Genomic DNA, 12376 nt, shown 5'->3' with positions numbered 1-12376 from the left:
GTTTTGGGGTCTACCTCAGTTTTGCGCTTCTTCGATTGCTTCGTTCATTCGCACCACTTTCACCGCCAGACTGCGATTGAAAGCGCTGTCCACCGCGCGGCCGATTTCGGGCAGGCTTTGGGAGAGCTGTGCCAGAGCATCGCGGTCAAGCTGGGCCATGCGCATGGGCAAGACCACCGTTACGGTGGCGCTTGCTCCCTCGCCTGAAATATGGCTGATCTCTCCGACAAATTCGCCAGCGCCGCATTCATTGACCAATTGGCCATCGCGCTTGATCGAAGCACGGCCCGTGGCGATGTAGATGAGCGGCGGGTCAATCTGGTGCTGCTCTATCAACACATCGCCTACGTTAACATCGTGCCATTGCATAAGATCGCGCAGGCGGTTTTGCTTCGCGGGGTCTTCGATCTTCATCACATGATCGAACAACTCGCGTTCTTCCTTCGACATATTTCCGGTTCTTGCCCGGTCCCACAATTGATAGAGGCGCGCAGCGTTTAGGACGGCAAACACCACAGCGACGTAGAATTCTGCGCCCACATTGTCAGTGACCACCAAATGCGCCGCTGCAAACACGCCTGCTGCCAAAAGGAACATGCGGATGGAGCGCACCTGATGAACCATCACAGCCGCGATCAGCATCGCTGCTGTCATCCAGCCAAATATCGCGGTCAAATCCATGATGTTCCCCCCTTTGCCCGTCTTTCAAGGCTCGTTGCACCAGGGTCTATACTACAAACGCTCTTTTCCGCGAAAGGTGCATGTTTTGATGTGTTCCCACGGGCCGTCTTGATAAAGGTGTAGCTCTAATGCGGGAAAGGAAAAGCGGCGCTGTTCGATTGTCGGCGCAAGGCTTGCCTGAAGCGCGCGGGCTTCGGATTTGGTCACCTTGTTCTGGATCGTGATGTGCGGGCGCGGCTCGTAGAGGTCTTGCGCCGTCAGGCTGCCGTGAAAGTGCTCTGCGATCAGGCCGCGCAAAGTCAGCAATGGCTCGCTCTGGAGCGCGATTGCCGTGCCCTTCCCCAAGTCCATGATACCAGTGATGTAAGCCTCAGGAGCGGCAAATTCGCGCGTTACGATGGGAAGGAAATCCTTCAACTCCTCATAGAGGGAGGGCGCAAAGGAGTGGAACATGGTGACATGCGCATGAAGGTGATTGCGCTCTGGCGGGTAATGCTCGCGGCGCAAGGCATCGGCCCAGCGCTGAATGTCAGGCGGTAGAGCCGCCGTCACGATGAAGGGACGGCCCACGGCGCGTCAGTCCATTTCGCCGCGCTGCCTGCGAAGCTCGAACCAGCGTCCGACAGCCTCATTATGGCCCGCCAGCGTCTCGTTGAATTCATGCCCACCCGTGCCATCGGCGACCATGAACAGGTAATCGTGATCCTCCGGGTTCATGACAGCGGCGATCGTCTCTCGCCCAGGATTGGTGATCGGTCCCACCGGAAGCCCGACGCGGGTGTAGGTGTTGTAGCCATTGACCGCGGCGATTTCAGATTGGCGAATGCGCCGGCCCAAAGGCTTGCCCTTTGTGATGGGGTAGATGATCGTGGGATCCGCCTGCAGCATCATGCCGGTGCGCACGCGGTTGGAATACAGCCCCGCCACAGTGCGGCGCTCTGACGCGGTGCCCACCTCTTTTTCAACGACGCTTGCAAGGATCAAGGCCTCGCGAATGGTGTCTACGGCGGCGTTTTCGCTCCGCTGCGCCCAGGCTTCCGCCAGGTACAGGTCCATCGCGCTTTGCATCTGTTCAATCAGGCTGGCTCGCGATTGGCCGCGTTCATAGGAATAGGTGTCGGGTAGGATTGACCCTTCCAAAGGCACATCCACCTCTCCGGTGAGCAATTCTTCTGCCATCACCCGCTCCCATACAAGGATGCTGGGCATGCCTTCCGGGATCGTGATGAATCGGCGGATGACATCGCCGGATTGGAACATCTTCAGGATGTCGCCCTGGCTCATACCGGGTTTGAGCTCGAACTCGCCCGCTTGGATAGGGTCAGATGACCCGAAAATGCGCGCCGAGAGCAGGAAGCCGTCAGCCGAGCTGATATGGCCCGCTTCCTCGAGGTTTTGCGCAACAGAGGTCAAAGACGAGCCTGCCGGGATCAGGAAGGGCGTTTCCGCCTCGACGTTTGCCTTACCCAACAGTTGAGTGCCCAGCAGCAATGCACCTGCGGCAAACACCGCAAGGCCCAGCCCGACAATCCAGCCGAGCTTCTTCACGGGTCTAGTCCTCGACCTTCTGCATGATGATCGAGGCATTGGTCCCGCCAAAGCCAAAGCTGTTGTTGAGCACAGCCTTCACTTCGCGTTTTTTCGCCTTCAATGGCACAAGGTCGATGCCTTCGGTGCCATCATCCGGATTGTGCAGGTTAAGCGTCGGCGGCACGATCTGGTCACGCATCGCGAGGATACAGAACACCGCCTCAACCGCGCCAGCACCGCCCAGAAGGTGGCCGATTGCGCTTTTGGTCGAGCTCATCGACGCACCGCCGAGACCTTCGCCAAGGACGCGCTTGACCGCAGCAAGCTCAATCGTGTCGGCCATGGTCGAAGTGCCATGTGCGTTCACATAGTCGATATCGCCCGGACCAAGACCTGCCTTCTTCAAAGCCATCTTCATCGCAAGCTCTGCGCCTTTGCCCTCCGGGTGGGGGGCGGTCACGTGATAGGCATCGCCCGACAGGCCATAGCCGGTGACTTCGGCATAAATCTTCGCGCCGCGCGCTTTGGCGTGCTCGTATTCTTCAAGGATTACAACGCCTGCGCCCTCGCCCATTACGAAGCCTTCGCGGTCCTTGTCGTAAGGACGGCTTGCCTCGGTCGGGCGATCGTTAAAGCTGGTGTTCAATGCGCGCGCTTGCGCAAAGCCGGCAATGCCAAGCGGGTTGATCGTGCTCTCTGCCCCGCCTGCAACCATAATGTCGGCATCATCCATCGCGATCATGCGCGCAGCGTCACCAATGGAGTGCGCACCTGTTGAACAGGCCGTCACAACAGCATGGTTTGGCCCCATGAAGCCGTATTTTATCTGAACCTGGCCCGTCACCAGATTGATCAGGCGACCGTGCACAAAGTGCGGCGAGACGCGGCCTGGGCCACGCTCATGCAGATTGACCGATTCTTTTTCGATCCCTGGAAGTCCGCCAATACCAGCGCCGATAGAGCAACCAACGCGCTCCTTTTCCTCATCGGAAAGGTCGGTAAGGCCCGCATCTTCGAGAGCCTGTCCTGCTGCATCAATGCCATAGATGATGAAAGGATCGACTTGCCGCTGGATCTTACCATCAACGCGGGTATCAGGGTCAAAGCCCCAAGGGTGGTCCTTGTCCTTCACCTCGCAAGCGATGGTGCATTTCTGCCCTCCAGGCTCGAACCTTGTAATCGGCCCCGCCCCGCTTTCACCAGCGATCAGGTTCTTCCAAGAGGTCTCAACATCCCCGCCAAGCGGAGTAACAAGACCCAAACCGGTGACAACAACACGACGCATTCAACACTCCATAGCCCCGATCACCGGAGCAGATACATGTTCGATCCCAATACACTACAGGCCCGATAGCCCTAAAAAGGGCCCGGGCCTGTCGGTCAGTCGTCCATCAAAACGGACGATCTGAAGGCGTTAGCCCGGGGGCTTGGCCCCCTTGCGGACTTAACCTTGCGTTTCTTCGATGAATTTGGTTGCATCGCCAACGGTTGCGATCTTTTCAGCCGCATCATCGGGGATTTCCACGCCAAACTCTTCTTCGAAAGCCATTACCAGCTCAACGATATCGAGGCTGTCTGCGCCCAGATCATCGATAAAGCTTGCTTCCTGAGTTACTTTGTCACCTTCGACGCCGAGATGTTCGACGACAATTTTCTGCACGCGGGTTGCAGTATCGCTCATGTTGATCCCTCTTTTCTGGGGTTTGAAACTTCTCCTACGCCCCTATAGGTCGGTTCGAAATAGCGCAAGTCAAGATGCAAGCCTGTTTGGGATATCAGGCAAACAGCGCCCTTGTATCGAGCAGCTCGACATCGTCCCGGCCCTCAAAACTCTCGAGAATCTTGTATTTGTGCAAGGTCCCAAAGGTGACGAGGGCGGTCAGACCTTGCCCGCTGATCCGGTCGAGTTCCTGATTGATCAGATCGGTATGCGCGCGGTTGATTTGCGTCCAGCCGCCTGCACCAAAGTCTTCGTCAAAATACCGCTCATATGGGCCGCGCGACGCCTTTGCGAGCGCATCGAATTCAGGCGTATGAATAAAGCGCGGATCATCGCCGCGCCCTGCCAGCTCGCGCGAAAACGTGCGAACGGCCGCGCGGTGCTCGGCCCACTCGTTAGCGCGGGCTGGATCGTTTTGAATACGCCGCAATGCACGGGCGCGGTTCCTTGCGATACCTTGCGACCAACCAGCCGTCCCAAGGATGCGAAACCCGAGCTCTTTGCTTAGCGGAAAGACCACATCGGTGTACTCGGGAAAGACTTGCGTGCGAGGCTCATCCACTTCGCCCGTGGCCTCAAAGCTTGCGATCGCCTGATCAATGCGGTCCGGGGGAATTTCTGTCAGGATGATATCGGGCGATGCCTTTCGGATCGCCTGTTCGAGCACCTGAAGCGAGTAATCCTTGCTACCAAGATGATTCGAATGGATCACCCCCATGACATAAAGCTTGGTTTTGGGCGGGCCTGCCTCTGCCCCTTGCTCGCAGCTGACCAGCGAGGGCGCGATTAAAGCGGCGGCAAGGCTCGCACCAAGAAAGGATCGGCGATCAAGGCTCATAATGGGCCATTCGCGCGAACAGGGGCAGTTGTTACGAGCGCTATGATCAAAGCGCGGCGCGCGCGGCCAGGTCTTCTTCGGCTCTCACCCGGCTGCGCACCCGTCGCATTCCGTCGGTGGGGTAATCGCGGTCAGGATCGACCAACAGCGCGCGAGCATAGTAATCGAGCGCCGCTTCCAGCTCGCCTGCGCTTTCATGACATAGCCCGATGTTGAACAGGACGGAGACATGCTCGGGATTGGTCGCCTCCAGCGCCCCGAACCCTTCGCATGCGGCATCAACGCTGTCATCGGTCAGTTTGACCGCATCACGAAAGGCCCGGCGATCCTCTTTGCGAAGGTTCTTGCGGCTTTCCATCACACGAATGCCCCTGCGTGACTGAACCGGTGCAAGGTCACGGCGTATCTCCTCTACGAGAGCGCCGATAAGCTCGTTTTCCATATCAAGGCTCGAGGGAACGCCGCTTTCATCTGCACAATACCGCTCGGCAGCAGCGCGCGGTTCGGTTTGAGAATACAGCTGCTCGCCGCCTGCGCCGGTCAAAAGCAGGCGCGGGTCAACCCGCACCGAAAGCTCGCGGCATTCGATGCGCACTTCGCGCCGCTCGATGCATTTGTCTTCTGCATTACGCTTGGAGCATTCGCGTTCGATTTTGGGCTTTACTTCACGCTCGATAACCTCGCTGCGCACAGTGCCGCGAAGCTCCGCATCGGGGAGCAGAGGCCGGGCCGAAACTGTACCGTCATTGCCCTCGACCTGAACCTCTGCACTGGCGAACGTATTGGGCGTAACAAGCTCGAAATAGGGTTCGCCTCGGATGAAGACATTGCCAAGCTGCTCGGAGAGCGCGAGCTCAAAATCCTGCCCTAAATCACCGCGGAACCGGTCAATAAGGATAAGCTGCACATCGACAGGCACATCCACGCGCGCAGCATAGACACCCTCGACCGGGATCGTTTCAGCCTGCGCCGCCTGCGCGCCGCAAAGTGCCATGGCCCCGACCAAGCCCCTCACGAAGCACACTTTTCCAGTCATCCAAACCCCCGGTTCTGCTTTCAACCGCAATCTGGATAGGCTGCAATTTACGCCAAATGAATGGGTCGGGAGGCCGGAATTTCCGGGCTTATTGCTGGCCTTCCGTTTTGGGAGGCTCCACCACGCGAATGCTCAGCTCGCGTTGCTGCGCTGGGGCGGCTGGCGAAGGCGCGCCCATCATCAGGTCCTCGCCCTTCTGGTTCATCGGGAAGGCGATAACCTCACGGATTGCCTCTTCGCCTGCGAGCAACATGACAATGCGGTCGATACCCGGTGCAGAGCCACCGTGCGGAGGCGCGCCAAGCTTGAACGCTTCGATCATGCCGCCGAACTCTTTGTCGACAGTGGCGTTGTCATATCCGGCAAGCTCGAACGCTTTGTACATGATGTCCGGGCGGTGGTTCCGGATTGCGCCCGATGACAGCTCATAGCCATTGCAGACGATGTCATACTGCCACGCCTTGATGTCGAGCGGGTCCATGGTCTCCAGCGCTTCCATCTCGCCTTGCGGCATCGAGAAGGGGTTGTGGCTGAAGTCGACCTTCTTCGCTTCCTCGTCATATTCGAACATGGGGAAATCGACGATCCAGCAGAATTTGAAGCAGTCTTGCTCGATCAATTCCAATTGCTCGCCCACTTGGGTGCGGGCAGCGCCTGCGAGTTTGGCCGCGTCCTTTTCCTTGCCGGCCGCGAAGAACAGGCCATCATCCGGGCCAAGGCCAAGCTCGTTATAAAGCTCTTCCATGCGCTCCGGACCGTGGTTCTTGGCAATCGGACCGCCAAACTCACCGCCTTTGCGGGTGACATAGCCAAGGCCAGCAAACCCTTCGCTGCGGGCCCAATTGTTCATGTCATCGAAGAACTTGCGGCTCTTACCGGCTGTGTTCGGGGCAGGAACCACGCGAACAACGCCGCCACTGCCAACGATCTTTTCAAACAGGCCAAAGCCCGATTTTTCAAAGTGGCTGGTGACATCCGAAATGATCAGCGGGTTGCGAAGGTCGGGCTTGTCGGTGCCGTACTTCATGATCGCTTCGGCGTAGGGGATGCGCGGGAAATCGCCTGATTTGGTGACAGTCTTGCCGCCCGAGAATTCCTCGAAAGTGCCCGCGAGCACAGGCTCAAGCGCTTGGAACACATCTTCCTGCGTCACAAAGCTCATTTCAAAGTCGAGCTGGTAAAACTCAAGGCTCCGGTCTGCGCGAAGGTCTTCGTCGCGGAAACACGGTGCAATCTGGAAGTAGCGGTCGAAGCCCGACACCATCAGCATCTGCTTGAACATCTGCGGCGCTTGGGGAAGCGCGTAGAAATTGCCCGGATGCATGCGTGATGGCACGAGGAAGTCGCGCGCGCCTTCGGGGGAGGACGCGGTCAGGATCGGCGTCTGAAACTCGGTAAAGCCCTGATCCGTCATCCGCTTGCGAAGCGAAGTGATAACCTGGCTGCGCAGCATGATGTTACGGTGCATGGTCTCACGCCGCAGGTCGAGGAAGCGATATTTCAGGCGAATGTGCTCTGGGTAATCCAGCTCGTCCGCGACCGGCAAAGGCAATTCTGCCGCCGCGCTTTGCACGGTAATCGCGCGGGCGAACACTTCGATCTCGCCGGTGGCAAGCTTGGGGTTCACTGTATCGGCGCTGCGGGCCTTTACCTCGCCATCAATCGTCACCACCGATTCCGCGCGAAGCCGGTCGAGCACTTCCAGTGCAGGCGAATCTTCGTCAGCCACAATCTGGGTGATGCCAAAGTGATCGCGCAAATCGACGAAGAGAACCCCGCCAAAATCGCGTTTGCGGTGGACCCAGCCCGAAAGACGGACGGTTTCACCAACATTTTCGGCGGAAAGCTGGGCACAGTTGTGGGTACGATAGGCGTGCATCTAAATTATTGTCCTATTTGCGTGTATGGCGCTATGGGCGCGCTAACAGGGGAAGCATACCGCTTTGTCAAGTCGCGGCATCACGTCGCAAGCGCCTCTACCATATTCTGGCCACTTGCGGGCCGAGAGCGGCACTCCGCTCAAGACATAAGAAATGAATGAAATGAAAATACATGATCTGATTACCACTACCGACGCTCTGGCTGAACTGTGCGAGCGTTTGGCAGCTTCCGAATTCGTCGCGGTGGACACTGAATTCATGCGCGAAAACACCTATTGGCCGGAACTTTGCCTGGTCCAAATCGCCAATACCGAAGAAGCCGCCGCAATTGATCCGCTTGCCGATGGCATTGATCTCAAACCGTTGCTCGACCTGCTCACGGAAAACGATGAGGTTCTCAAAGTCTTCCACGCTGGCGGGCAGGACGTCGAAATTATCGTCAACATGACCGGCAAGACGCCGCAGCCCGTGTTCGACACGCAAATTGCAATGATGGCGATCAGCCAGTCCGAACAGATCGGCTATGCCAACCTTGTCGACCACTGGCTGGGCTTTCAGATCGATAAAGGCGCGCGCTTTACCGATTGGAGCCGCCGCCCGCTGACCGATCGCCAGATCGAATACGCGATTGGCGACGTGACGCATTTGTCGAGCATCTTTCCCAAAATCCTCAAAAAGCTGATCAAGACGGGGCGCGGCAATTGGCTTGATGCAGAAATGGAGAAGCTTGCCAACGTCTCCAACTACACCGTCGATCCAAGCAATTCGTGGAAGAAAATCCGTCAGCCCGGGCGCAATCCGCAGGTGCTTGGCCGCCTAAAGGACCTTGCCGCATGGCGCGAGGGTGAGGCGCAGCACAAGAACATTCCGCGTGGGCGTATTATGCGCGACGAAACACTCGCCGATATCGCCTCGCATCCGCCCAAGAAGCAAAGTGATCTCGCCAAAGTGCGCGGCCTTTCCAGCGCGTGGCGCGACAATGATATTGGCAAGCGCCTGATGAAGGTAATCGCCGAGGCGGAACCTCTGCCCAAATCGGAAATGCCCGAGAAGATGAAGCGCGGCGCGCCGCTTGGCAAAGAGGGTGCCCTTGTGGCCGACCTTCTCAAATTGCTCCTGAAAATCCGGGCGCGTGAGATTGATGTGGCTGCGCGTCTGTTGACCCGCGCGGACGAGATGGAAGCGCTCGCCGCGGGCGTGCGCGAGCTCAAAGTGCTCGATGGTTGGCGCTATGACGTCTTTGGCAAGGACGCTCTGGAACTGGTCGAAGGCCGCACCGCCTTTGCGGTCAAGAAAGGCAGGCTGGTGATGACCCATATCGACGATATGCAAGCCAGCATGGAAGAGGCGCAGGCGGAAGAAGACGCGGCCGAGGCACACGCAGAAGAATCGACACAAGAGGAAGGCGCAGAAGCAGAGGTCGGGCAGTGAGTACCTACCTGCCCACCTTGAAACAGCTGCAATATCTCGTCGCTTTGCACGAGGCAGGGCATTTCGGGCGTGCCGCCGATGCGAGCTTTGTCTCTCAATCAACGCTTTCCGCCGGTATTCGCGAGCTTGAATCGCTTCTGGGTGTGACCCTGGTCGAGCGTTCGCGCCGGGTGGTTCGCTTCACCCGGCTTGGCGATCAGGTCGTTGAAAAGGCGAACAAGATCCTGCGCGAAGCAGAGGAGCTTGCCGAGCTTGTTCAGGCAGCGGGCAAGCCTTTGACCGGTGAGCTTCGAATGGGCGTTATCCCGACGATCGCGCCCTTTATGATCCCGCGCATTTTGCCGCGCCTCAGGAAAGAGCGCCCTGACCTGCAATTGATGCTGCGCGAAGAGACGAGCCAGGATGCGATTGAATCGCTTCAACATGGGCGCGTGGATTGCGTGCTTCTGGCACTTCCGTTTGACACAGGCGAGGTCGAAAAAGCGAAGATTTCCGATGACAGGCTGTTCGTCGCCTTTCCCAAGGATGACCCGCGGATGCCGCCTGCGAGCGTCGATCCCGACCTTCTCGATTATGGAAGCCTGCTTTTGCTCGAAGACGGGCATTGCCTGCGCGATCATGCGCTGACTGCGTGCAACCGCTCCGAACTGCGGGCAAGCGCCGGTATGATCGGTACAAGTCTGCACACTCTCGTGCAGATGGTCGACAATGATCTGGGCCTTACCATCCTGCCGGAGATGGCACTGGATGCCGGTATTTTGAGCGGCACACAAGTGGTTGCGCGCCCGATGGAAAGCGGCACTGCGAGGCGAGAGATTACTCTTGTGTGGCGCAAGAACTCACCGCGCGCACCCGATTTCCAGCTGCTCGCCGAAGAATTGCGCGCGGGCTAACTCACCCGCTCAACCACAGCATTTTAGCCGCGCCCGCGATAGGGCGAAACACCTTGGTCAGGCAGCCACAGGTCTGCAGGCGGCGCACCGGTCTGCCAGAACACGTCAATCGGAATGCCGCCGCGCGGATACCAATATCCGCCAATGCGCAGCCATTTGGGCTTCATCTCTTCAGCGAGCCTTTGGCCAACGCCAACAGTCACGTCTTCGTGAAAGCCGTTGTGATTGCGGAATGAGCCGAGGAAAAGCTTGAGGCTTTTCGATTCCACAATCGTCTCATCCGGCGCGTAGTCGATTACGATATGTGCAAAGTCAGGCTGGTTGGTCACCGGACAAAGCGAGGTAAACTCGGGCGAGACAAAGCGCACGAGGTAAAGGCTGCCAGCGCGCGGATTGGGGACATAATCCAGAACCGCTTCTTCGGGAGATTGCGGAAGGTCGGTTTGCTTACCCAGAAATGCGGGAGTGCCCGACGTTTCATTGGGGGCGTTCGATTCAGGTGTGGTTTCCATGCCGCGCTGTTGCCGCGAAAGAGCATGGGTTGCAAGCCGCTTACTGGACGCGGGCGCATCGGACACTATGTCACTTGTATCAGGCGCAATCCCCCGCGCGCCCGAAGAGTTCACTTTTTAAGCTCGCAGCAAGGTGTGTTGTTGCAATTTATCGACGTTGATCGTGGTATGACCTGCTTGTTTACCCTTCCCGCTTTTTCGCAAAGCACTGTGCTGCAAACTCCTTCGGCTTTGAGGCCAATGGCGCTGAGGCCAGTAGCGCTGGGGACATTGGCGCTGGGGCGGGGCTTTCGGATGGGCGCCCTATGCTTTGTGAGCGCGGCTGCATTGGCAATGCCGATGCAGCTTGCCGCGCAAGAGCAGCAGGACGAGACATTCTCCGTCCCAACGGCGACGCCGACGCCTTCGCCCTCGCGCGCGCCGCAGGGGCCAGCCGATGAGCGGTTCGGCGTGCCAATCGGGCCAAGGGTCATCCCCCAGCCAACCCGAACGCCTCCCGCTTCGACCACCCCTGCGCCAACGCCTGCCCCGACTTCGGCTCCAACTGGGGCTCCAAATGGGGCTCCAACTCGGGCACCGACGCAGACTTCAACTCCGGCTCCGGCAGCAACCCAAACGCGCACAGCGCCCTCCCCGCAAGCCTCACAGCCCGCGCCTGCACGCACTGAGCCGGATATAGCCCGTCCAAATGTGCGCCCAGAGGTCCGAAACCCCAATGCGCAAGGCGCCGGGATCGGAGTCGAGGACACGGCAGGCCCGGGCTTTGACTCGCTTGGTGAAGAGCCCGGCGCGACCGCGCCTCGCAGCGACGATGGATGGTACAGCGTCGATGAAGCAGGCGCAGAGAACGCGGGAAGCGCCGTGCCACCTGCCCCGGCATCGCAAAATGCCATCCCGCTTTCGACCAACACTCCAAGCGTGTGGGACAGGTTGATTGCGCAAACCTGGCTTTTGGTCGCGCTTGTTGCTTTGATTGCGGCGCTTGGCGGGATCATCGCTATCGTCTGGCTCAGACGCAAGCAGGAGAGCGAGGCAACACTCGAGGCATCCGCGAACGTTTTGACCGCCGGAGTGCGCGCCTCGATGGGCGAGGAAGTGGAAGCCCCCAGAAACGAGTGGACCGAGCCCAAACCGCAGCCAGCAGCAGCGCCGACTGCACCTGAAGCGGCGCCAACAAAGGCGGCAGAGCCCCTATCCGATCACATGCCCGAACAGGTGACCGAACCGGTGGCCGAAGCGGTGGCCGAAGCGGTGGCCGAAGCGGTGGCCGAACCAGGGCCAGAGCCCGCGGTGGCTACAACTACGGCCCCGCCACCGATCGCCCCAAGCGCCCCTCCCAAGGTCGATCTTGCCCTTGATATCGCCAATGCATCGCGCAGCTTGATGCGGTTGACTGTGGATTTCAGCCTCGAGATCAAGAACCTGTCGCAGCATCCCCTCAAAGACCTGAGCATCGCAGGAGAGCTTGCCTGCGCACAGGAAGGCGCGGCCAGCCCTGCGCCGATTGACAAGGCCATGCCGATCACCACGGTCGACAGGATCGCGCCTCAGCAAAGCCGCAGGATCAAAGGCACGGTGCAATTGCCGGTAAGCGAGATCACCGCGATCAGCCAGAACGGTCGGCCCGTTGTGATCCCGCTGATCCACTTCAGGCTCGATATTCCCGATCAACCGGCGATGACACGCTCCTTCGTTCTGGGCACGCCCAGCGCAACCAGCCCGACGCGGGTCCACCCGCTGGTCCTCGACGGGCCTCCGGGCTCACTGCCGCCTCTACGCGCGCAATTGATCAAGCATTCGTGACGCAACATCGCTCGATCCTGCTTGGCGTGGCTCCATCGGCGGGCTAGCAAGG

General features: G+C 59.0%; 12 protein-coding genes. 3 read left to right on the top strand and 9 right to left on the bottom strand.

The annotated features are described in order from the left end of the window. Window positions 1-15: 15 nt before the first annotated feature. The 8 genes from AC0V6Q_RS00990 to aspS all read right to left on the bottom strand — a co-directional run bounded on the left by AC0V6Q_RS00990 (window position 16) and on the right by aspS (window position 7684). Window positions 16-681, bottom strand: coding sequence for a Crp/Fnr family transcriptional regulator (locus AC0V6Q_RS00990; RefSeq protein WP_486166581.1), 666 nt, complete (start codon window positions 679-681; stop codon window positions 16-18). A gap of 51 nt (window positions 682-732) precedes the next feature. Then, on the bottom strand, window positions 733-1251 hold the full coding sequence (locus AC0V6Q_RS00985) for a 2'-5' RNA ligase family protein (RefSeq protein ID WP_486166580.1): 519 nt from the start codon (window positions 1249-1251) through the stop codon (window positions 733-735). A gap of 6 nt (window positions 1252-1257) precedes the next feature. Then, window positions 1258-2229 carry an endolytic transglycosylase MltG gene (gene mltG / locus AC0V6Q_RS00980; protein ID WP_486166579.1) on the bottom strand — a complete coding sequence of 324 codons (972 nt, stop codon included), beginning with the start codon at window positions 2227-2229 and terminating at the stop codon, window positions 1258-1260. 4 nt (window positions 2230-2233) lie between these two features. After that, window positions 2234-3496 carry a beta-ketoacyl-ACP synthase II gene (fabF, locus tag AC0V6Q_RS00975; RefSeq protein WP_486166578.1) on the bottom strand — a complete coding sequence of 421 codons (1263 nt, stop codon included), beginning with the start codon at window positions 3494-3496 and terminating at the stop codon, window positions 2234-2236. A 159-nt stretch (window positions 3497-3655) separates the two neighbouring features. Next, the gene (locus AC0V6Q_RS00970; RefSeq protein ID WP_348157542.1) at window positions 3656-3892 is read right to left on the bottom strand and encodes an acyl carrier protein; all 237 of its coding nucleotides are present in this window, start codon (window positions 3890-3892) and stop codon (window positions 3656-3658) included. 94 nt (window positions 3893-3986) lie between these two features. Beyond that, window positions 3987-4769 (bottom strand): hypothetical protein, encoded by a 783-nt coding sequence (locus AC0V6Q_RS00965; RefSeq protein ID WP_486166577.1) that lies wholly within the window; start codon window positions 4767-4769, stop codon window positions 3987-3989. Between the two features lie 46 nt (window positions 4770-4815). Continuing rightward, window positions 4816-5763 (bottom strand): tetratricopeptide repeat protein, encoded by a 948-nt coding sequence (locus AC0V6Q_RS00960; protein ID WP_486166576.1) that lies wholly within the window; start codon window positions 5761-5763, stop codon window positions 4816-4818. A gap of 130 nt (window positions 5764-5893) precedes the next feature. Then, entirely contained in the window at window positions 5894-7684 is a 1791-nt protein-coding gene (gene aspS, locus AC0V6Q_RS00955) for an aspartate--tRNA ligase (RefSeq protein WP_486166575.1), read from the bottom strand. 163 nt (window positions 7685-7847) lie between these two features. On the opposite strand from aspS, the gene rnd reads away from it, so the two are divergent. Together rnd and AC0V6Q_RS00945 are read left to right on the top strand one after the other, a co-directional pair. After that, a complete protein-coding gene (gene rnd, locus AC0V6Q_RS00950) occupies window positions 7848-9116 on the top strand; it encodes a ribonuclease D (RefSeq protein WP_486166574.1) in 1269 nt (422 codons plus the stop codon). Then, entirely contained in the window at window positions 9113-10009 is an 897-nt protein-coding gene (locus AC0V6Q_RS00945) for a hydrogen peroxide-inducible genes activator (RefSeq protein ID WP_486166573.1), read from the top strand. The genes rnd and AC0V6Q_RS00945 overlap by 4 nt, the downstream gene beginning before the upstream one ends. A 23-nt stretch (window positions 10010-10032) precedes the next feature. Here AC0V6Q_RS00945 and queF read toward each other — a convergent pair whose 3' ends face one another. After that, window positions 10033-10521: a preQ(1) synthase gene (gene queF / locus AC0V6Q_RS00940; RefSeq protein WP_486169216.1), complete on the bottom strand. Its 489-nt coding sequence runs from the start codon at window positions 10519-10521 to the stop codon at window positions 10033-10035. 312 nt (window positions 10522-10833) lie between these two features. Here queF and AC0V6Q_RS00935 point away from each other — a divergent pair, with 312 nt between their 5' ends. Next, on the top strand, window positions 10834-12324 hold the full coding sequence (locus AC0V6Q_RS00935; protein WP_486166572.1) for a hypothetical protein: 1491 nt from the start codon (window positions 10834-10836) through the stop codon (window positions 12322-12324). Window positions 12325-12376 lie beyond the last annotated feature (52 nt).

The sequence above is a fragment of the Erythrobacter sp. S227 genome (assembly GCF_057364925.1).
Note: the sequence above shows the minus strand (reverse complement) of the source record. Positions and strands in the feature narration are given on the sequence as shown.

Bases quoted from the DNA above. Each gene is read 5' to 3' on its own strand.
- AC0V6Q_RS00990 (WP_486166581.1), bottom strand. From the start codon at position 681: ATGGATTTGACCGCGATATTTGGCTGGATGACAGCAGCGATGCTGATC.
- fabF (WP_486166578.1), bottom strand. From the start codon at position 3,496: ATGCGTCGTGTTGTTGTCACCGGTTTGGGTCTTGTTACTCCGCTTGGC.
- AC0V6Q_RS00970 (WP_348157542.1), bottom strand. From the start codon at position 3,892: ATGAGCGATACTGCAACCCGCGTGCAGAAAATTGTCGTCGAACATCTC.
- AC0V6Q_RS00965 (WP_486166577.1), bottom strand. From the start codon at position 4,769: ATGAGCCTTGATCGCCGATCCTTTCTTGGTGCGAGCCTTGCCGCCGCT.
- AC0V6Q_RS00960 (WP_486166576.1), bottom strand. From the start codon at position 5,763: ATGGCACTTTGCGGCGCGCAGGCGGCGCAGGCTGAAACGATCCCGGTC.
- aspS (WP_486166575.1), bottom strand. From the start codon at position 7,684: ATGCACGCCTATCGTACCCACAACTGTGCCCAGCTTTCCGCCGAAAAT.
- rnd (WP_486166574.1), top strand. From the start codon at position 7,848: ATGAAAATACATGATCTGATTACCACTACCGACGCTCTGGCTGAACTG.
- queF (WP_486169216.1), bottom strand. From the start codon at position 10,521: ATGGAAACCACACCTGAATCGAACGCCCCCAATGAAACGTCGGGCACT.